Below are 22,490 nucleotides of genomic sequence, written 5' to 3'. Positions count from 1 at the left end.
CTCCTTGTTTTAAGTTCCCGAAGGTTTTTCGGTGCTCCGGGAGGCTCCCGGAGCGGAAGGGGCCGGGTCAGTCGCCGACGCGGAGCCGGTCCCGCAGGATCGGCCCGATGACCCGCATGGCCACCGGCTGGGTCATCTCGCCGTGGACGCATTCGATGTCATGGACCTCGACCCGGCCGTCCACGTACCGGTCCCAGGTGTGCGCCTCCAGCCCGAGCTCCTCGCTGGAGCGGGCAGCGCGGAAGAAGACCATGTCCCCGGTGAACCGGTCGGGGGTGAACGCCTGGCTCACCACGGCGAAGTTCCGGTAGATCCGGAACATGTTCTCCGACTGCGCCGCGCTGAGCGTGGCGAACGGCGAGCCCTCCTTGCGGATGGCCTCCATCACCTCGTCGCGGTCCAGCGGGCCGTCGTGGCCGAGGTCGATGCCGGCGACCTCCAGGAGCTCCAGGAGGAACTGCTGCTGGCTCCATGGCTCGGCGTTGACCGGCGCCGCGTCCATCGGATAGCCGTCCAGGCTCATCAGCAGGGCGACCTCCTCGCCGGATGCCTGGAGCCGGGTGGCGATGCCCTGGGCGAGGGCCGCGCCGAGGGACCAGCCGAGCAGGTGATAGGGGCCGTGCGGCTGGATCTCCCGGATCTGGCCGAGGTAGTCCTCGATGACCTCCTCGATGGTCTCGGGCAGTTCGGCGAGGTCCCGGAGCCCCCTGGCCTGGAAGGAGTAGAGGGGACGGTCGCGGTCGACCTCGGGGATGAGCCGGGTGTAGGGCCAGCCGACGCCCGTGCCAGGGTGGATGCAGAACAGCGGGGGCAGGGAGCCCTGCGGCCGCAGGGGCAGCAGCACGTCCAGGTCGTCGCCGTGGTCCAGCTCGTACAGTCGCTCGGCCAGGCCCGCGACGGTCGGGGTGTTGAGGACGGTCCGGATCGTCAGGTCGACGCCGAAGGCCAGCCGCACCTGGTTGGCGAGCCGCACCATGAGCAGCGAATGGCCGCCCAGCTCGAAGAAGTTGTCGTCGATCCCGACCCGGGGCAGCCCCAGCACCTCGGCGAACACCCCGCACAGCAACTGCTCACGCACATTGCGCGGGGCGCGGCCCTCGACGCCGGCGGGTGCCCCGGGGGCGGGCAGCGCCTTGCGGTCCAGCTTGCCGTTGGGGGTCAGCGGCAGCTCGGGCAGCGTCACGAAGGCGGACGGCACCATGTACTCGGGCACCTCGGCCGCCAGATGGTCGCGCAGGGCCGCCGGCTTTGGTTCGCCGCCGGCGGCCTGGGCGACGACGTACGCCACCAGGCGCCGGTCGCCGGGCTGGTCCTCCCGGACGACGACCGCGGTGTGCGCCACGTCCGCGTGGCGGGCCAGCACCGCCTCGATCTCGCCCAGTTCGATCCGGAAGCCGCGCAGCTTCACCTGGTCGTCGGCGCGGCCGAGGAAGTCCAGCGCTCCGTCGGGCCGCCAGCGGGCGACGTCCCCCGTGCGGTACATCCGGCCGCCGTCGGCGGAGAAGGGGTCGGCGACGAACCGTTCGGCCGACAGGCCGGGGCGGCCCAGATAGCCCCGGGCGAGCTGGACGCCCGCCAGGTACAGATCGCCGGGCACCCCGGGCGGCACCGGCCGCAGCGCGTCGTCGAGCACGTACAGCCGGGTGTTCCACACCGGCCGGCCGATGGGCACCGGGCCCGGCGGCGCCGTGCGCTCGCACTCCCAGGAGGTGACGTCCACCGATGCCTCGGTCGGGCCGTACAGGTTGTGCAGTTCGGCGTCCAGGGTGCGCAGGAACTCGTCCTGCAGCTCCCGCGGCAGCGCCTCACCGCTGCACAGGACGCGGCGCAGTCCGGTGCACCGGGCGGCGCCCGGCTCCTGGAGGAACACCTGGAGCATCGAGGGCACGAAGTGGACCGTGGTGACGCGCTCGGCCCGGATCAGCTCGGCCAGATAGGCGGGGTCCTTGTGGCCCTCGGGCCGGGCGACGACGAGCGCCGCGCCTACGAGCAGCGGCCAGAAGAACTCCCAGACGGAGACGTCGAACCCCGCGGGCGTCTTCTGCAGCACACGGTCCTCGGCGGTGAGGCCGTAGCGTGCCTGCGTCCAGGCGAGCCGGTTGACGATGCCCGAGTGCGGCACCATCACGCCCTTGGGGCGGCCGGTGGAGCCGGAGGTGTAGATGACGTAGGCGGGCGAGGCGGGGTGCAGCGGTGCGCGCCGCTCGCCGTCGGGGACGTCGCCGTCCGGGAGCCCGGCGAGGGTGTCCAGGGTGCCGGGCGCGTCCAGCGCCAGGACCGGCACGGACGCGTCGACGGGCAGTCCGGTGGCCGTCTCCGTGGTCGTCAGCAGCAGCGCCGGGGCCGCGTCGTCCAGCATGAGGCGGATGCGGTCCGCCGGGTAGTCGGGGTCCACCGGCAGATAGGCCGCGCCCGTCTTGACCACCGCGAGCAGCGCCACGACCAGCTCCAGGGAGCGCGGCACGGCGATGGCGACGTAGCCCTCGGGGCCCACTCCACGCTCGATGAGCAGCCGTGCGAGGCGGTTGGCCCGCGCGTTGAGCTCCGCGTAGCCGAGGGTGGCCCCCTCGAAGACCAGCGCCGGCCGGTCAGGAGTGCGGGCCGCCTGCGCCTCGAACAGCGCGGGCAGGGTGGCGGCGGACACCTGGTGGGCGGTGTCGTTCCAGCCCCGCAGGATCCGCTCGCGCTCGTCCGGGGTCAGTACGTCGACGTCGGCGATGGAGGTGTCGGGTGCGGCGGCCATGGTCCGCAGCACGCGGATCAGCCGCTGGGCGAGCGCCTCGGCGGTGTCGTGGTCGAAGAGGTCCGTGCTGTAGCGCAGGGCTCCGTCGATGCCGTCGGCGGCGCCGTCGGCCAGCAGTTCCTCGCTGAGCTCCAGGCTCAGGTCGAATTTGCTGATGTCCACCGATACCGGCTGGGGCGTGGCGTTCAGGCCGGGCAGCGCCACGTCCGTGTCCGCGGTGTTCTGCAGGGTGAGCAGCACCTGGAACAGCGGGTGGCGGGCCTGGGACCGCTCCGGGTTGAGGACCTCCACCAGCCGCTCGAACGGGACGTCCTGGTGCGCGAAGGCGCTCAGGTCCCGCTCCCGGACCCGCTCGATCAGTTCCTTGAAGGTCGGCGCCCCCGAGGTGTCGGTGCGCAGGACGAGCGTGTTGACGAAGAAGCCGATGAGGTCGTCCAGCGCCTCGTCGGTGCGGCCGGCGACCGGGGTGCCGACGGGGATGTCGGTGCCGCCGCCGAGCCGGGTGAGCAGGGTGGCCAGGCCGGCCTGGAGGACCATGAACAGCGTGGCCCGGCCGGACCGCGCCAGCTGGGCGAGCGAGGCGTGCAGTTCGGGGTCGATCCGGAAGAGCATGGCACCGCCACGGCCCGAGGCGACGGCGGGCCTGGGCCGGTCGGCGGGCAGGGGCAGCTCTTCGGGGAGCCGGTCCAGGTTCTCCTTCCAGTAGGCGAGCTGTCCTGCGATCAGACTGTCCGGATCGCCCTCGTCGCCCAGCATCTCGTGCTGCCAGAGGGTGAAGTCCGCGTAGTGCACGGGGAGTTCGGCCCAGTCGGGGGCGTCGCCGCGCAGCCGTGCCAAATAGGCCGTGGACAGGTCGCGGGCGAGCGGGCCCATGGACCAGCCGTCCGAGGCGATGTGGTGGATGGTCACCAGCAGCACATGGTCGGTGTCGCCGAGGGAGAACAGACGGGCCCGTACGGGGATCGCCGCGGCCAGGTCGAAGTGGGCGGTGACCTCCGCGTTGAGGGCGTCGGGCAGGTCCTCCTCGCGCACCTCGGTGTGGGCGAGGGAGATCTCGGCCGAGTCCAGGACGACCTGCCGGGGCACTCCGTCTCTCTCGTGGAACACCGTGCGCAGGCTTTCGTGCCGGGCCACGACATCGCGGAGGGCGGCCTCGAGGGCGGCCCGGTCCACATGCCCCGCGAGCCGCATCGCGGTGGGGATGTTGTAGGCGCCGCGGTCGTCGCCGAGGCGGTCGAGGAACCACAGCCGCCGCTGGGCGAAGGACAGCGGAAGCTCCGCGGGCCGCGGCTGCGCGGTCAGCGGGGTGCGGGCCGTTCCGGCCCCGGCCACCAGGCCCGCGAGCCGGGCCGGAGTGGCGGCCTCGAACAGGGAGCGGATGGCCAGCTCCACGCCCAGCGCGGAGCGGACCCTGGACACCAGCCGGGTGGCGAGCAGCGAATGCCCGCCCAGGTCGAAGAAGTTGTCGTCCACGCCGACCCGTTCGACGCCGAGGACCTCGGCGAACAGGCCGCACAGGATCTCCTCCTGCGGGGAGCGCGGCGGGCGCGCCGAGGCGCCGGCCACCTCGGGGGCGGGCAGCGCCTTGCGGTCCAGCTTCCCGTTGGCGGTCATGGGCAGTTCGGGCAGCGTGACGAACGCCGACGGCACCATGTACTCGGCCAGGGTGGCCGCGAGCCGGGTGCGCAGGGCAGCCAGGTCGGGCCGGCTCCCAGGGTCGGCGACCACGTAGCCGACCAGACGCCGGTCGCCCTCCTGGTCCTCCCGGACGACCGCGGCCGCGTGGCCCACGCCGGGGTGTGCGGCCATGACCGACTCGATCTCGCCGAGTTCGATGCGGAAGCCGCGCAACTTGACCTGGTCGTCGGTGCGACCGAGGCATTCCAGGAGTCCCTCGGGGCTCCACCGGGCGCGGTCACCGGTGCGGTACATCCGGCTGCCCGCGGGTCCGTACGGGTCCGCGACGAAGCGCTCCGCCGTGAGGCCCGGCCGGTTCAGATAGCCCCGGGCCACGCCCTCCCCGGCGAGGTACAGCTCGCCGTCGGTACCGGGGGCGACCGGCCGCAGCCAGCGGTCCAGGACCAGTGCCCGGTAGTTGTGCAGCGGACGGCCGATGGGCGGCGCCGACTCCACCGGGGCGTCGGTGTCCCACGCCGTGGCGTAGACCGTGGCCTCGGTGGGGCCGTACACATTGGACAGCCGGCCGGCCGACAGGGTCTTCTGGATGTCCACGGCGGCCTGGGTGCCCAGCCGCTCGCCACACAGCAGCACCGTGTCGGCGGTGAGCCGCACATCCCCTTGGCCGACCAGCTGGGCCAGTGCCGAGGGCACGGCGCTGACCACGGTGCCGGGGAGCTGCGCGGTCTGCCGTTCGGCGAGCGCGAGGAGGTCGTCCAGGACCTCCAGGGTGCCGCCCGACATCAGCGTCCCGAACATCTCGAAGACGGAGACGTCGAAGCTCAGCGACGTGGTGAACAGCACCCGGGCCAGCCGCTCGGCGCCCAGGGCGGTGCGCGCCCAGGCCGCGAGGTTGACCACCGCGCGGTGCGGCACGGCGACGCCCTTGGGGCGGCCGGTGGAGCCCGAGGTGTAGATGACGTACGCGGGCGAGGCGGGGTGCAGCGCGTGGATGCGGTCGCCGTCGGCCGGATCGGTCGCCGGGCTGTACTCCAGGGCCCGCTCCACCTCGGGGTCGTCGAGGACGACCACCCGGTGGCCGGTCGCGGGCAGGGCCGCGTCGACTCCCGACTCGGTGAGCACCAGCGCCGGCGCGGCGTCCTGGACGATGTACGCGATGCGGTCGGCCGGGTACTTGGGGTCGATGGGCAGATACCCGGCGCCCGACTTGAGCACCGCGAGGACCGCCACCAGGGTGCGGTCGTTGCGGGGCAGCGACAGCGCCACCAGCTTCTCCGGGCCCGCGCCCAGGGAGATCAGGTGATGGGCGAGCCGGTTGGCCCGCTCGTTGAGTTCGGCGTAGGTGAGGCGGGTGTCGCCGTGCACCACCGCGAGGTGGTCCGGGGTGCGCGCCACCTGCTCCTGGAACATCCCGGGCAGCGTCGTGGCGGGCACCTCGCGCGCGGTGTCGTTCCAGTCCACCAGCACCTGGCGGCGGACGGCGGGGTCGAGCGCGTCCACCCGCCCGACGAGCTGCCCGGGGTCCTCGACCACGGCCTCGAAGAACCGGGTGAGCCGGTCGACCAGGGAGGCGACCGTCGCGCGGTCGAACACATCGGGGCGGTAGCCGACCTTGAGCAGCATCGTGGGCCCGGGGGCCATGGCGAGGCTCAGCGGGTAGTGGGTGGCGTCCCGGCCGGAGCCGCCGGTGACCCGGGCGCCGGAGAGGGAGGACTCGACCGTCCCGGAGTCCACCCGGTAGTTCTCGAAGAGGACGAGGGTGTCGAAGAGGGTGCCGACACCGGCCAGGCCCTGGATCTGGGTGAGTCCGAGGTGCTGGTGGTCCATCAGCTCGGTGTGCTGATCCTGGAGCCGCCCCAGGAGTTGCGCCAGCGTCTCGGCCGGATCCAGCCGCACCCGCACCGGAAGGGTGTTGATGAACAGCCCCACCATCGTCTCCACCCCCGGAACCTCCGGAGGCCGCCCCGAGACCGTGGTGCCGAACACCACATCGTCACGGCCGGTCAGCGACGCCAGCAGCAGACCCCACGCACCCTGCACCACCGTGTTCAGCGTCCAGCCCCGCGACCGCGCCAGCGCCGCCAGCCCCTCCGTCAGCTCGGCGGACAGCGATGCGCTCAGCTCGTCTGGGACCACATCGGCGTGGCCCGTGGCCCGCGGCGCGAGCAGGGTCGGCTCGGCCAGACCCGCCAGCGCGGTGCGCCAGGCCGCCTCGGCGGCGGTGGTGTCCTGGTTCGCCAGCCAGGCGAGGTAGTCGCGGTACGGGGTGACCGGCGGCAGGCCGGAGGCGTCCCCGCCGCGGGCGTACAGCTCGAAGAACTCCCCCGCCACGATCGGCGAGGACCAGCCGTCCATGAGGATGTGGTGTTTGGTCAGCAGCAGCCGGTGGTCCTTCGGGCCCATCCTGACCAGGGTGAACCGCATCAGCGGCGGTCTGACCATGTCGAACCGGCGGGTGCGGTCCTCGTCCACGATGCGGAGCGCGGCCTCCTCGCGGCGCTCCTCGTCCTCGATGCCGCCGAGGTCGTGCTCCTGCCAGGGCAGGGGCACCTCGCGCCGGATGACCTGCATCGGGCGTTCCCCGCCCTTGTGCCGGAACCCGGCGCGCAGCACGGCGTGCCGCTTCAGCAGGGCACGGCCGGCGGCCTTGAGGGCGTCGGTGTCGATGTCGCCCTCGAGGTGGAACACGCTCTGCACGGTGTAGGGGTCGATTCCCTCGGTGTCGTACAGGGCGTGGAACAGCAGTCCCTCCTGCAACGGCCCCAGAGGCAGTACGTCCTCGATCCGGGATTGCTTCACCGGGTGATCCCCCACTCCTCGTCGAGCTCGTCTTCGTCCGACTCGTCGTCCAACTCGTCTTCGAGTTCGTCGATCTCCTGCTGGCTCAGCGACACCAGAGGCAGGTCCGAGGGCGTGTGGCCGCCGGAGGCGCCGCCCTCGACATGGGTGACCAGGGCCTGGAGCACCTGGGCCCAGATCTCGCTGAGCTCCTTGATCTCGGGCTCGCGGAACAGGGCGCCGGGGAAGGCCCAGGCGACCCGCAGCCGGGGGCCGTCGGCGTGGTCCTCGGTGACCGCGTTGAGGGACAGGGCGTACATCATCGGGGCGTCCTGGTCGGAGAACCCCGGGGCCTTCTCCGGCGCCGGCGCCCAGTCGGCGTAATCGGCGCGGCCCGCCATGTCGAACCGGCCCAGGTAGTTGAAGCCGATCTGGCGGGGCAGGAAGCCGGCCAGGACGGGCTTGGTGTCCAGGTTGAGGTGGCGCAGCAGCCCGAAGCCGAGGCCGTTGTCGGGTGTGCCGCGCAGCTGCTCCTTCACGCGCTTGAGCGCGTCCCCGACGGCCGGGCCGCCGGCCAGGACCTCGCGCCACTCGAGCCGGCCGGGGTCCAGACGCACCGGGTAGATGCTGGAGAACCAGCCGACCGTCCGGGACAGGTCGACACCGTCGGTGAACTCCTCGCGGCCGTGTCCCTCCAGGTCGACGAGGACGGCCGGGTGGTCCTCACCGCCGCGGGAGAGCCGCCACTGCGCGACCGCCAGGGCGAGCGCGGTGAGCAGCACGTCGTTGATGCCGGCGTTGAACGCCGCCGGGACCTTGGTGAGGACGGGCCCGGTCAGCTCCGGCGGCAGGATCTGCCACAGCCCGCCCATGGTGTGGTTCATGTCCTGCGACGGGTCGAGGGGCCGCTCGCTGAGCAGCGGGTCCGGCACGTCCAGGGTGCTGGACCACAGCTCCGCCTCCTTGACCCGCTCGGAGGCGTACGCGGAGGCGACCAGGTGCTCGGCCCAGCGCCGGAACGAGGTCCCGACCGGCTGGAGTTCGGCCGGACGTCCCTCCTTGGCCGCCTGCCAGGCCGCCTCGAGGTCGGTCTCCAGGATGCGCCAGGAAACGCCGTCCACGACGAGGTGGTGGATGATCACCAGGAGCCGGCCGGAGGTCTCGGGGCCCGCGTCGAACCAGACCGCCTGGAGCATCCGCCCCTGCTCGGGCGAGAGCCGCGCCCACGCGGTCTCCCCCTCGGTCTCGATGACGGCCCGCAGCGCGTCCGCGCTCAGCCCCGCGACGTCGACCCGGATGAGGGACTCGGCCGCGCGCACGGTGCCGCGCGGCGGCACCTCCAGCGACCACTCGCCACCGCCCTCCGGACGGGTCAGCCGCATGCGCAGGGCGTCATGGTGGTCGAGCACGGTCTGCACCGTGGTCTCCAGCGGGCCCTCCCCGAGGTCGGCCGGGACCTGCAGCAGCACCGACTGGGCGTACTTGCCGATCGGGCCGCCGCGCTCGCGCAGCCGGTGGATGATCGGGGTGAGCGGCACCGAGCCGACCCCGGTGTCGGTCCCCTTGCCGACGCGTTTGCCGACGGTGCCCGCGTGGGACGCCAGCGCCTCGACCGTCTTGTGCTGGAAGACGGCCCGGGGGGTGAGCGAGAGCCCGGCCTTGCGGGCCCGGCTGACGAGCTGGATGGAGATGATGCTGTCGCCGCCGAGGTCGAAGAAGCTGTCGTGCACACCGATTTCGGACAGGTCGAGCAGATCCGCGAAGATCTCGCAGAGGATCTCCTCCTGCGGGGTGCGCGGCCCCTGCTTGGTGACCGCGGCGGCGAAGTCCGGCGCGGGCAGCGCCGTCCGGTCCAGCTTGCCGTGCGCGGTCAGCGGCAGCGCGTCCAGCAGGACGACCGCGGCGGGCACCATGTAGTCCGGCACCGCGTCCGCGACCCGGGCCCGGAGCGCCGCCGGGTCGGGGCGGGCGCCCGCGGCGGGCACGGCGTAGCCGATCAGGCGCCGCTCGCCCGGCTGGTCCTCGCGGACGACGACCACGGCGCGTTCCACGTCCGGGTGGCCGGCGAGCACGGTCTCGATCTCGCCGAGCTCGATACGGAAGCCGCGCACCTTGACCTGGTCGTCGGCGCGGCCGACGTACTCCAGATTGCCGTCGGCACGGCGGCGGGCGAGGTCGCCGGTGCGGTACATCCGGGCGCCCGGCGCGCCGTACGGGTCGGCGACGAAGCGCTCCGCCGTCAGCGCCGCACGGTTGAGGTAGCCGCGGGCCAGGGCGGTTCCCGCGATGTACAGCTCGCCCGCCACTCCGGGCGGGGTGAGCCGCAGCCCCTCGTCGAGGACGTAGAGGCGCGCGTTGCCCTGCGGGAGGCCGATCGGCACGGGGCCGGACGGGACCTCGTCACCGGGCTCGATACGGAACTCCGCGACGTTGACGGTCCCTTCGGTGGGCCCGTACACGTTCAGCACGGTGGCCCCGGGGTGACGGCGGCGCCAGTCCTGCAGCGCCTCGCCGAAGAGGGCCTCGCCACCCAGCAGGAGTTCGTTGCCGGGCGAGAAGGCGTCGGGGAGGGCCGCCAGCAGCGGCAGATGGCTGGGGGTGGCCTTCAGGAAGGTCACCGGGCGCCCGGCCAGGGCCCGCTCGGCCGTGGGGTCCTCCTCCAGCGCCGCGAGGTGCACCGCACCGCCGGCGACGAGGGGGGTGTAGAGCGCGGTCACGGAGAGGTCGAAGGAGACCGGCGAGTGCAGCAGCGCGGCGCCGGCCGCGCTCGGGTAGGACCGGCTCGTCCAGTCCAGGTAGTCGGCCAGGGAGCGGTGGGTGACGACGACGCCCTTGGGGCGGCCGGTGGAGCCGGAGGTGTAGATGACATACGCCGGGTGATCCACCGACAGCGGCACCAGCCGCTCCCCGTCGCCCAGACCCGTCTCCGCCAGGGCATCGACCCGCGCCCCGGTCTCCTCCTCGTCCAGCACCACACGCATCAGGCCGGATGTCTCAGGCAACCCGGCGGCCGTAGCCCGGTCCGTCAGCAGCAACGCCGGAGCGGCGTCGCCGAGCATGTACGAAATCCGCTCCGCCGGGTAGTCCGGATCCACCGGCAGATACGCACCACCAGCCTTGACCACCGCCAGCAACGCCACCACCTGCGAAACCGAACGCGGCAACGCCAGCGCCACCATCCGCTCCGGACCCACACCCATCCCCACCAGCAACCGCGCCAGCCGATTCGCCCGCGCGTTCACCTCCCGGTAGGACAAGGACACCCCACCCTCGATCAGCGCCACCGCCTCCGGCGTCCGCGCCACCTGGGCCTCCACCAACGCCGGAAGCGACCGCACCGGCACCTCCAGCACCGGCCCGTTCCACTCGGTCAACAGCCGGGAACGCTCCAGACCGGAGAGGATCTCCACCCCGCCCAGCCGCACCTCCGGATCCGCGACCACCGCCTCCAGCAACCGCACAAACCGCACCACCATCCCCTCGACCGTCTCCCGGTCGAACAGATCCACGCTGTAGCGGATCTCGCCGTGCACGCCACTGGCGGCGCCGTCGCCGCCGTGGTGCTCGGTCAGGTCGACGCTGAGGTCGAACTTGCTGACGGCGACGTCGACGGGCTGCGGCTCGACCGTGACCCCGTCGAGCGCCAGCTGCGGCTCGGGGTTGTTCTGGAGGTTGAGCATCACCTGGAACAGCGGATGACGGGCGGCCGACCGCTGCGGATTGACCACCTCGACCAACCGCTCGAACGGCACATCCTGATGCGCGAACGCCGACAGATCCGACTCCCGCACCCGCTCCACCAGCTCACGGAACGACGGATCGCCCGACACATCCGTACGCAGCACCAACGTGTTCACAAAGAAGCCGACCAGATCGTCCAACGCCACATCGGTACGACCCGCGACCGCCGTGCCCACCACGATGTCCTGCCCGGCACCCAACCGCGACAGCAACCCGGCCAACGCCGCCTGCACCACCATGAACACACTCGCCCGCGACTCCCGCGCCAGCCGCACCAACCCCCGATGCACCAGCCCCGACACCCCGAACTCCACCACACCGCCACGCCCACTCAGCACCGCCGGACGCGCCCGGTCCACCGGCAACGCCAACTCCTCCGGCAACCCCACCAACCGCTCCCGCCAAAAACCCACCTGACGGCCGAACACACTCCCTCAACACCCTCCACACCCAGCACCTCACGCTGCCACAACGCGAAGTCCGCATACTGCACCGGCAACTGGGACCACACGGGCGCACGGCCCTCGCGCCGGGCCGTGTAGGCGGCGGACAGATCGCGGGCGAGGGGGCTGAGCGACCAGCCGTCCGAGCCGATGTGGTGCATGGTGAGCAGCAGGACATGCTCGGTCCCGGACAGAGAGAACAGGTCCGCCCGCAGCAGCACGTCGGCCGCCAGATCGAACGGCCGCGCCACCGCGGCGCTCAGCGCCTCCGCCAGCCCCTCCCGCGACACCTCGGACACGATGAACGGCACCTCCACCGAGGACCGCACCACCTGCCGCGGCACCCCGTCCACCTCAGCGAACACCGTCCGCAGACTCTCGTGCCGCGCAACCACATCACCCAGCGCCGCCCGCAACGCCACCCGGTCCAGCTCACCGGACAGACGCGTGGCGTAGGGGATGTGGTAGGCCGAGGACCCTTCCTCGATGCGGCTGACCACCCATTGGCCGTGCTGGGCGTGAGACAGCGGCAGCACCTCGGGGCGCACGTACGGGCGCACTCCCGGGCGCGCGTCGCCGGCGTGGGCGAGCTCGGTCTCCAGCCGGGCCGCGGTGGGCGCCTCGAAGAGCGCGCCCACCGCCAGCTCCACGCCCAGTGCGGAGCGGATCCGCGACACCAGGCGCGTGGCCAGCAGCGAGTGGCCGCCCAGCGCGAAGAAGTCGTCGTCGGGGCCGACCCGGTCGACGCCGAGCACCTCGGCGAACAACCCGCACAGGATCTCCTCGCGGGGCGTACGCGGCGCGCGTCCCGCTCCGCCGGTGACGGCGTCGGGGGCGGGCAGGGCCTTGCGGTCCAGCTTGCCGTTGACGGACACCGGCAGCCGGTCCAGGGACACGAACGCCGACGGCACCATGTACTCGGGCACCGCCGTGGCCAGGTGGGCACGCAGGTCCGCGATGTCGGGGGCGTCCGCCGGGTCCGCCGCGACCGCGTAGGCGACCAGGCGCTGGTCACCGGGCCGGTCCTCGCGGACCACGACGGCCGCCGCGGCGATCCGCGGATGGCTGGTCAGGGCGGCCTCGATCTCGCCGAGTTCGATGCGGAAGCCGCGCAGTTTCACCTGGTCGTCGGCGCGGCCGAGGAACTCCAGGACCCCCCGGTCCGTCCAGCGGGCCACATCGCCGGTGCGGTACATCCGGCTGCCCACGGGGCCGAACGGATCGGCGACGAAGCGCTCGGCCGTCAGGTCGGGCCGGTCGAGGTAGCCCCGGGCCAGTTGCGCGCCCGCGAGGTAGAGGTCGCCCGCGACACCGGGGGCGACCGGGCGCAGCATGGCGTCCAGGACGAGGGTCCGGGTGTTCCAGACCGGGCGGCCGATAGGCACCGGGCCGGGTACGTGACCGGCCTCGCACTGCCAGTACGTGACGTCCACGGATGCCTCGGTCGGGCCGTACAGGTTGTGCAGTTCCGCCGTCAGCACGGAGAAGAACCGCTCACGCAGCGGGTCGGGAAGCGCCTCCCCGCTGCATATGACGCGGCGCAGTCCGGTGCACCGTTCGGCGGCCGGCTCCTGAAGGAACTCCTGCAGCATCGACGGGACGAAGTGGAGCGTGGTGACGCCTTGGGCGCACACCAGGTCGGCGAGGTACGCCGGGTCCTTGTGGCCTCCGGGGCGGGCGACGACGAGCGTGGCGCCCTCGGTGAGGGTCCAGAAGAACTCCCACACCGACACGTCGAAGCCGGCGGGGGTCTTCTGCAGCACCCGGTCGTCCGTGGCCAGCCCGTACTGCCCCTGCATCCAGGCGAGCCGGTTGACGATGCCCCGGTGCGGTACGACGACGCCCTTGGGGCGGCCGGTGGAGCCCGAGGTGTAGATGACGTAGGCGGGGTGGTCCGGGGTCAGCGGCGCGGTGCGCTCCGCGTCCTGGACGTCCGTGTCCGCGTAGCCCGCCAGCGCCCCCGCCTGCTCCGGCGCGTCCAGGACCAGGACGGGCGCGGCCGTCGCGGGCAGGTCCTGGGCGGCGGCCGCGGTGGTGAGCACCAGGGCGGGCCGGGCCTGGGAGAGGACGTAGGAGGTGCGGTCCCGGGGGTGGTCGGGGTCCACCGGGAGGTAGGCGGCGCCGGTCTTGGTGATGGCGAGCAGGGCGACGATCAGGTCCACCGAGCGCGGTACGGCCAGGGCCACGGTCCGCTCGGGGCCGGCCCCCTGGGCGATGAGGTGGCGGGCGAGCCGGTTGGCCCGGGCGTTGAGGTCGGCGTAGGAGACCTCGGTGCCGTCGAAGACCACGGCCGGGTGGTTCCGGGCGGCTGCCGCGCGGGCCTCGAAGAGCCGCGGGAGCGTGTCGGGCCGCACGTCGCGCGCGGTCGCGTTCCACCGGACCAGCACGTTCTCGCGCTCGTCGGCCGCCAGGGCGTCGACGGCGGCCACCCGCTGGTCGGGGTCGGCGGCGACAGCCGCGAGGACGCGGGTGAGCCGCTCCGCGGCGGTCTCGGCCGCGGTACGGCCGACGAGCTCGGGACGGTGGCCGATGCGCAGCCGGATGCGCTCACCCGGGTAGGCGATGAGGCTCAGCGGGTAGTGGGTGGCCTCCGCACCGGAGAAGCCGGAGACCCGCACTCCGTCCACCGTCCGGTCGAGGCCGGACGGGTCGAAGGGGTAGTTCTCGAAGACGGCGAGGGTGTCGAAGAGCGCACCGGTGCCCATCTCCCGCTGGATCTGGGTGAGTCCGAGGTGCTGGTGGTCCATCAGCTCGGTGTGCTGATCCTGGAGCCGCCCCAGGAGTTGCGCCAGCGTCTCGGCCGGATCCAGCCGCACCCGCACCGGAAGGGTGTTGATGAACAGCCCCACCATCGTCTCCACCCCCGGAACCTCCGGAGGCCGCCCCGAGACCGTGGTGCCGAACACCACATCGTCACGGCCGGTCAGCGACGCCAGCAGCAGACCCCACGCACCCTGCACCACCGTGTTCAGCGTCCAGCCCCGCGACCGCGCCAGCGCCGCCAGCCCCTCCGTCAGCTCGGCGGGGAGCTCCAGGCTGAACTCCTCGGGCATCCGGTCCACGCGCTGGCCGGCGCCCGGTACGAGGAGGGTCGGTTCGGTGACGCCGTCGAGGGCGGTGCGCCACGCCTTGGCCGCGGCGTCCCGGTCCTGGCGGGACAGCCAGGCGAGGTAGTCGCGGTACGGGGTGACCTTGGGCCGGCCGCTCTCGTCGCCACGCCGCGCGTACAGCTCGAAGAGGTCCTCGACGAGCAGCGGGAAGGACCAGCCGTCCAGCAGGATGTGGTGCACGGTGACCACCAGGCGGTAGCGGTCGTCGGCGAGCCGGGCGAGGGTGAAGCGGATCAGCGGCGGTGCCGCGAGATCGAAGCGGCGGGTGCGGTCCCGCTCGACCAGCTCAGCGAGTGCCGTCTGCCGCGTCTCGTCCGAGCCGTCCCGCAGATCCGCCTCCTGCCAGGGCAGTTCCACCTCGTGCGGAATGACCTGGACGGGCCGGCTGAGCTTCTCGTGCCGGAACCCGGCCCGCAGATTGGGGTGGCGGCGCAGCAGCGCGGCCCCGGCGGCCCGCAGGCCCGCCGGGTCGACCCGGCCTTCGAGGTCGAAGCCGAGCTGCACGGTGTAGGCGTCCACCGACCGCTCGTCGTAGAGAGCGAGGAAGAGCATGCCCTCCTGCAGGGGCGACAGGGGCAGAACGTCGGCAAGTCCCGGCTTGGTCATGAGTTCCTCCACTCGGATTCCAAAAGGTCGATCTCCGCCTGCGACAACGACACCAACGGAAGGTCCGAGGGAGTCCAGCCACTGCTCACGGACCGGTCGGACCGGTCCGACAGCGCGTCCAGTGCCGTGAACCAGCCCTCGGCGAGGTCGCGCACCTCGGGCTCGGACAGCACGCCGTCCGGCCACGACCAGGTGGCGGCCAGCCGGGGCCCGTCCACGCCGTCTTGTGTCAGCACATTGATTTCCAGGCAGTGTGCGAGCGGCAGGGCGGGGTCGGCCCCGGCGCCCAGCACGTCCGTCAGGGGGTCTGCGGTCCACTCCGCGTCCGTTCCTCCGGCCTCGGAGGGGGCCGCGAAGCGTCCCAGGTAGTTGAACGAGAGCTGCGGTACGGCGCGCGTCGTGAGGGCCCGCGCGGTGTGCGGGTTGAGGTGACGCAGCAGTCCGTAGCCCAGTCCGTTGTCCGGCAAGGCGCGCAGCTGCTCCTTGACACGCTTCAGGGCGGCCCTTCCCTGGTCCTGTCGCGGGTCCGGGCGGCCGGGGTCCAGCCGCACGGGGTAGAGGCTGGTGAACCAGCCGACCGTGCGGGAGAGGTCGATGTCCGGGGCGAACTCCTCGCGGCCGTGCCCCTCCAGGTCGATGAGGACCGCCGTGTTGTCGCCGCCCTCGCGCCCACGGCGCCAGCCGGTGACCGCGAGGGCCAGGGCGGTCAGCAAGACCTCGTTGACCGAGGCGCTCAGGGCGGCGGGCACCTCGGTCAGCACCGCGGTGGTGCGTCCGGGGTCCATGGTCAGTGTGAGGGACCGGGCGGTGCCGACGGTGTCCCGGGTGGGGTCGAGGGGGCGCCGGCCGAGGGTGCGTTCGGGAGCGGCGGTCATCCGCTCCCACAGCGGGAGTTCGGCGGTGCGCCGGGGGCTGTGGGCCTCTTCGGCGAGGCGTTCCGCCCACGTCCGGAACGACGTTCCCACGGGCTCGAGCCGGGCCGGCCGACCCGCCGCGCCGGCCTGCCAGGCAGCGGTCAGATCGGGCACCAGGATCCGCCAGGAGACGCCGTCCACCACGAGGTGGTGCAGGACGAGCAGCAGCCGCCCCGGCCGGTCCGGTCCGGCGTCGAACCAGACCGCCTCGACCATGCCGCCGGTCGCGGGGGCGAGACGGTCCAGCGCACGCGCCGACTCGGCGGTGACGCGCTCGGACAGGGCGTCGCCGTCCAGTTCCGCCACATCGACCCGGGTGACCCGGGGGGCGGCCGGGACGGCGCCGGGCTCGGGCACCTCCATGGCCCAGGCCGCGTCGGGCGTCTGCCAGGTCAGGCGCATCCGGAGCACGTCATGGTGGTCCAGCACGGTCTGCAGGGCGTCCCGCAGCCGGCCGAGCCCCAGGTCCGCCGGGACCCGCAGCAGCATGGTCTGGCTGAAGCGGTCGACCGGGCCGCCCCGTTCGCGCTGCCAGGTGATGATCGGCGTCTCCCGGACCGGTCCGACACCGCTGTCCCCGGCCGCGGGGCGGCTCGTCCCGCCGGTCTCGCGGGCGACGGCCGCGAGCGCCTCGACCGTGCGGTGCCGGAAGACATCACGCGGGGTGATGACGAGCCCCGCCTTGCGGGCCCCGCTGACGAGCTGGATGGAGACGATGCTGTCGCCGCCGAGATCGAAGAAGCTCTCGTCGACACCCACCTCGGTCACTCCGAGCACCTCCGCGAACAGCCGGCACAGGGTTTCCTCGTGGGCCGTGGTGGGCGCGCGGCCCGGGGCTGCGGCGGTGCGTTCGGGGGCGGGCAGGGCCTTCTGGTCCAGCTTGCCGTTGGGGGTCAACGGCAGATGGCCGAGTGCCACGATCGCGCTCGGCACCATGTACTCGGGGAGCGCGGCGGCCACATGCTTGCGCAGGATCTGCTGGTCGGGCAGGGCGGCACCGGGCTCGGGCACGATGTAGCCGACGAGCTGCCGATGGCCCGGGCGGTCCTCGCGGACGACGACCACGGCGCGTTCCACGTCCGGGTGGCCGGCAAGCACGGTCTCGATCTCGCCGAGCTCGATGCGGAAGCCGCGCACCTTGACCTGGTCGTCGGCGCGGCCGACGTACTCCAGATTGCCGTCGGCACGGCGGCGGGCGAGGTCGCCGGTGCGGTACATCCGGGCGCCCGGTGGCCCGTAGGGGTGGGCCACGAACCGCTCGGCGGTGAGCCCGGGGCGGCCGAGATAGCCGCGGGCGAGTCCCTCGCCGGCGATGTACAGCTCGCCGACGACGCCCACGGGAGCGAGCCGCAGCCGCTCGTCGAGGACGAGGGCGCTGGTGTTCCACACCGGGCGGCCGATCGGCGGGGCCCCGGCCCCGGGGATGAGGGGGCCGCTGGTAGTGGCGGCGACGGTGGATTCCGTCGGGCCGTAGGCGTTGACCATCCGGCGCCCGGGCGACCAGCGCTCCACCAGTTCGGCGGGGCATGCCTCGCCACCGACCACGAGGGTGCGGAAGTCGGTCAGGCCCGCGGGGGTCACCCCTGCGAGGGCGGCGGGTGGAATGAGGGCGTGGGTGATCCGCTGCCCGCCCAGGACGTCGGTGAGGGCGTCCCCGACGAGCGGCCCGGGCGGCGGGACGACCAGCGCCGCACCGTGCGGGAGGGCCATGCACACCTCCAGCACCGCCGCGTCGAAGCTGGGCGAGGCGAACTGCAGCACCCGGCTGTCGGGGGTGACGAAGAACCGCTCCGCCTCCGTCCCGCAGAACGAGGCCAGGCCGCGGTGGGTGACGACGACGCCCTTGGGGCGGCCGGTGGAGCCGGAGGTGTAGATGACATACGCCGGGTGATCCACCGACAGCGGCACCAGCCGCTCCCCGTCGCCCAGATCCGTCTCCGCCAGGGCATCGACCCGCGCCCCGGTCTCCTCCTCGTCCAGCACCACACGCATCAGGCCGGATGTCTCAGGCAACCCGGCGGCCGTAGCCCGGTCCGTCAGCAGCAACGCCGGAGCGGCGTCGCCGAGCATGTACGAAATCCGCTCCGCCGGGTAGTCCGGATCCACCGGCAGATACGCACCACCAGCCTTGACCACCGCCAGCAACGCCACCACCTGCGAAACCGAACGCGGCAACGCCAGCGCCACCATCCGCTCCGGACCCACACCCATCCCCACCAGCAACCGCGCCAGCCGATTCGCCCGCGCGTTCACCTCCCGGTAGGACAAGGACACCCCACCCTCGATCAGCGCCACCGCCTCCGGCGTCCGCGCCACCTGGGCCTCCACCAACGCCGGAAGCGACCGCACCGGCACCTCCAGCACCGGCCCGTTCCACTCGGTCAACAGCCGGGAACGCTCCTGACCGGAGAGGATCTCCACCCCGCCCAGCCGCACCTCCGGATCCGCGACCACCGCCTCCAGCAACCGCACAAACCGCACCACCATCCCCTCGACCGTCTCCCGGTCGAACAGATCCACGCTGTACTCGACGACACCCTCGATTCCGGCGGGTATGTCCTGGTCCTGATGGCGCTCGACCAGGTCCAGCGTGAGGTCGAACTTGGCGGTGGAGGTGCGCAGTTGGCGGATCCGCGTGTCGATGCCCGGCAGGTCGAGCTCGGGGTCCGGGTTGTTCTGGAGGGCGAGCATCACCTGGAACAGCGGATGACGGGCGGCCGACCGCTGCGGATTGACCACCTCGACCAACCGCTCGAACGGCACATCCTGATGCGCGAACGCCGACAGATCCGACTCCCGCACCCGCTCCACCAGCTCACGGAACGACGGATCGCCCGACACATCCGTACGCAGCACCAACGTGTTCACAAAGAAGCCGACCAGATCGTCCAACGCCACATCGGTACGACCCGCGACCGCCGTGCCCACCACGATGTCCTGCCCGGCACCCAACCGCGACAGCAACCCGGCCAACGCCGCCTGCACCACCATGAACACACTCGCCCGCGACTCCCGCGCCAGCCGCACCAACCCCCGATGCACCAGCCCCGACACCCCGAACTCCACCACACCGCCACGCCCACTCAGCACCGCCGGACGCGCCCGGTCCACCGGCAACGCCAACTCCTCCGGCAACCCCACCAACCGCTCCCGCCAAAAACCCACCTGACGGCCGAACACACTCCCCTCAACACCCTCCACACCCAGCACCTCACGCTGCCACAACGCGAAGTCCGCATACTGCACCGGCAACTGAGACCACTGCGGGGCCTCGCCGGCGCTGCGGGCGCGGTAGGCCGTGGTGAGGTCGGTCGACAGCGGTATCAGCGACCAGCCGTCGGCGACGATGTGGTGCATGGTGAGCAGCAGGACATGCTCGGTCCCGGACAACTCGGCCAGGGAGAACAGATCGGCCCGCAGCAGCACGTCGGCCGCCAGGTCGAACGGCCGCGCCACCGCGGCGCTCAGCGCCTCCGCCAGCCCCTCCCGCGACACCTCGGACTCGATGAACGGCACCTCCACCGAGGACCGCACCACCTGCCGCGGCACCCCGTCCACCTCAGCGAACACCGTCCGCAGACTCTCGTGCCGCGCAACCACATCACCCAGCGCCGCCCGCAACGCCACCCGGTCCAGCTCACCCGAGAGGGTGATCTCGAAGGCCAGGTTGTAGGTGGCGCCGCCGTCCTCGAGCCGGTCGAGGAACCACAGGCGCTGCTGGGCGTGGGACAGCGGCAGCACCTCGGGGCGCACGTAGCGGCGCACGCCGTCCCGGGCCACGGCCGCCGAGGTGAGGGCTTCGGCGACACCGGCGGGCGTGGCGGCCTCGAAAAGCTCACCGACGGTCAGCTCGGCGCCCAGCTCCGAGCGGATCCGGGACACCAGGCGCGTGGCCAGGAGGGAATGTCCGCCGAGGTCGAAGAAGTTGTCGTCCACGCCCACCCGGGGCGCGTCGAGGATCTCGGCGAACAACCCGCACAGGATCTCCTCACGCGGCGTCCGCGGCGCCCGACCCCCCGCACTCACCGGCGCCTCCGGCACGGGCAGCGCCTTACGGTCCAACTTGCCGTTCACCGTCAACGGCAACCGCTCCAGCACCACGAAGGCAGAGGGCACCATATGCTCCGGCAACAACCCCGCCACATGCTCCCGCAACGCCCCCGCCCCACCTCACCGCCGGCATCCGGGACCACATACGCGACCAGACGCCTATCACCGGGACGGTCCTCACGGACCACCACCACCGCCTGCCCCACCCCCACACACTCCCCCAGAACCGACTCGACCTCCCCCAACTCGATACGGAACCCCCGCACCTTCACCTGGCCATCCACCCGCCCGACGAACTCCAGCACACCCCCATCAGTCCACCGCGCCACATCACCTGACCGATACATCCGAGCACCCGCCGGACCGAACGGATCCGCCACAAAACGCCCGGCCGTCAAACCCGGACGACTCCAATAACCACGCGCCACCCCAGCACCCCCGACATACATCTCCCCCGCCACACCGACGGGCACCGGCCGCAAACCACCGTCGAGGACATACACCCGAAGATCGGGAATCCCAACCCCGATAACACTCCCCACACCCGATTTCGCGATACGGGAATCCAACGCCGCATAACTGACGTGGACAGTCGTCTCGGTGATCCCATACATGTTCACCAGGACCGGACCCGTATCACCATGCCGGTCGAACCACTCCTCAAGACGCCACAGATCCAGCGCCTCGCCACCGAACACCACCCACCGCAACCGCAACCGGGCACCCACCTCCACCGCCTCACGATCCGCCTGCATCAACTGATAGAAAGCCGACGGCGTCTGATTCAGCACCGTCACCCCCTCATCCGCCAGCAACCGCAAAAACTCCCCCGGCGAACGACTCACCTCAAACGGCACCACCACCAACCGCCCACCCCGCAACAACGCACCCCACAACTCCCACACCGAAAAGTCGAACGCGAACGAATGGAACAACGTCCACACATCATCCGCACCGAACCCGAACCACTGATCCGTCGCCTCGAAAAGGCGCACCACATTTCCGTGCGGCACGACGACACCCTTGGGCCGCCCCGTGGAACCCGACGTATAAATCACATACGCAGCCGCCTCCGGCGAAACACGCACCCCCACATCCGACCCACAAAGCCCCGCCAACTCCGCCACGACCCCGGCGTCATCCAGCGCCACCAACGGAACCCCCGCCGGCACCTGAACTCCCACACCCACCTCCGTCACCACCAGCGACGGACCCGCGTCCTCCCACACATACGCCACCCGGTCAGCCGGATAACCCGGATCCACCGGCACATACACCGCCCCGGCCTTCAACACCGCGAGAACCGCCACCACCAGATCCACCGACCGCGGCAACACCAGCCCCACCCGGTCCTCAACACCCACCCCGCGCGCCACCAGCAACCGCGCCAGCCGATTCGCCCGCCCATTCACCTCCCCATACGACAACCACTCCTCGCCACAGACCACGGCGACACTCTCCGCCGAAACCCGCACCCGTGCCTCGAACAGCTCGGGAAGCGTGGCGGTCTGAACGCGATCGGACATTGCTGAACCCCTCGAAAAGAGCGTGGCCAGTGGAGGATTCGACGAACGAGATACGGAATTCACGGCACAGCGAAGGCCGGGGTGGAGGGTCCCTCCCCTACGGCTCGGACAATCCGCGGGAGACCCGTCCGCCCCGGCCTCGAATTCTCTCGGCGGGTGTGGTGACCAAGCGGTCTAGCCGCAGCCTCCTGCGTGTCCAGTATCTCCACCGGGAGCGGCGAACCGGGGCAGCTCGTCATGATGCTGCCAGCCTTTCTCGACCTCCTGGAGAGGTTGGCCGCGGAAGGCCGCGACAAAGGACGTCAGCCGGTCCGCGCCCCAGAACTTTTCCCGTCCGTAGATGAAGAACGGAACGCCGAACAGGCCGTCCTGATACGACTGGACCAGGCAATCCAGTCCCCGCTTGCGCAGCCCGGGGTCGTCCGACGCGTCCGCCAGCCGCTCGGCCGGCAGCCCCAGCTCCACGGCGATCTCGGCCATCGTCTCGCGCCGGGTGATGTCCCGGCCCTCCTGCCAGCGCGCCCGGTAGGTGAGCTCGATGAAGCGGCGACCGTGGCCCTCCTCCTGGGCGGCGAGGTAGGCCAGGTGCGAGACCTCCCAGTTGGGGTCCTTGTCGATCGGCACGGTCATCTGCAGTCCGCGCGCCTTGGAGATCCGCGAGAGGTCCTGGAGGATGTAGAAGTTCTTCGCCCGGGACATGGCGACGATGGGCAGCTCCACATCGGCCTCGTCCAGCATCTGCTGGGTGATGGCGTCGGGCTCCCAGAAGGGAATCCAGTCCATTCCGTCGGCCACGTCGGGGTAGCGCTCGGTCAGGTCCAGGTAGGCGAACCAGGAGTACGGGCTGCGCAGCGAGAAGAACCACCTCGGTGGCTTCTTGGGCTTGGGCACGGTGATGCTCCGCCTTCCGGTAGGGGTCGGTCAGGGGCCGGTCGTGGACC

Annotated in this window: 6 protein-coding genes; all 6 read right to left on the bottom strand. The window is 72.0% G+C overall.

The genetic code is table 11. The features are described from left to right. Nucleotides 1-67 precede the first annotated feature (67 nt). The 6 genes from CGL27_RS34595 to CGL27_RS34570 all read right to left on the bottom strand — a co-directional run bounded on the left by CGL27_RS34595 (nt 68) and on the right by CGL27_RS34570 (nt 22,440). Entirely contained in the window at nt 68-7,180 is a 7,113-nt protein-coding gene (locus tag CGL27_RS34595) for a non-ribosomal peptide synthetase (RefSeq protein WP_162953129.1), read from the bottom strand. Then, a complete protein-coding gene (locus tag CGL27_RS51100) occupies nt 7,177-11,289 on the bottom strand; it encodes a non-ribosomal peptide synthetase (RefSeq protein WP_205587790.1) in 4,113 nt (1,370 codons plus the stop codon). Before CGL27_RS51100 ends, CGL27_RS34595 begins: the two co-directional genes overlap by 4 nt. Further along, the gene (locus CGL27_RS51095; protein ID WP_205587789.1) at nt 11,232-15,059 is read right to left on the bottom strand and encodes a non-ribosomal peptide synthetase; all 3,828 of its coding nucleotides are present in this window, start codon (nt 15,057-15,059) and stop codon (nt 11,232-11,234) included. The genes CGL27_RS51100 and CGL27_RS51095 overlap by 58 nt, the downstream gene beginning before the upstream one ends. Continuing rightward, on the bottom strand, nt 15,056-20,089 hold the full coding sequence (locus tag CGL27_RS53250; protein ID WP_276147889.1) for a non-ribosomal peptide synthetase: 5,034 nt from the start codon (nt 20,087-20,089) through the stop codon (nt 15,056-15,058). Before CGL27_RS53250 ends, CGL27_RS51095 begins: the two co-directional genes overlap by 4 nt. Continuing rightward, a complete protein-coding gene (locus tag CGL27_RS34575) occupies nt 20,050-21,549 on the bottom strand; it encodes an amino acid adenylation domain-containing protein (protein WP_240450732.1) in 1,500 nt (499 codons plus the stop codon). The genes CGL27_RS53250 and CGL27_RS34575 overlap by 40 nt, the downstream gene beginning before the upstream one ends. Nucleotides 21,550-21,723: 174 nt before the next feature. Next, a complete protein-coding gene (locus CGL27_RS34570; RefSeq protein ID WP_119991755.1) occupies nt 21,724-22,440 on the bottom strand; it encodes a DsbA family protein in 717 nt (238 codons plus the stop codon). Between the last annotated feature and the right edge of the window lie 50 nt (nt 22,441-22,490).

The organism is Streptomyces sp. 11-1-2, from assembly GCF_003595545.1.
Taxonomy (GTDB): domain Bacteria; phylum Actinomycetota; class Actinomycetes; order Streptomycetales; family Streptomycetaceae; genus Streptomyces; species Streptomyces hygroscopicus_B.
This window is presented reverse-complemented; position numbering and strand designations above follow the sequence as displayed.

Excerpts from the sequence above, each read along its gene's own strand:
- CGL27_RS51095 (WP_205587789.1), bottom strand. The coding sequence starts at position 15,059 with ATGACCAAGCCGGGACTTGCCGACGTTCTGCCCCTGTCGCCCCTGCAG.
- CGL27_RS34575 (WP_240450732.1), bottom strand. The coding sequence starts at position 21,549 with ATGTCCGATCGCGTTCAGACCGCCACGCTTCCCGAGCTGTTCGAGGCA.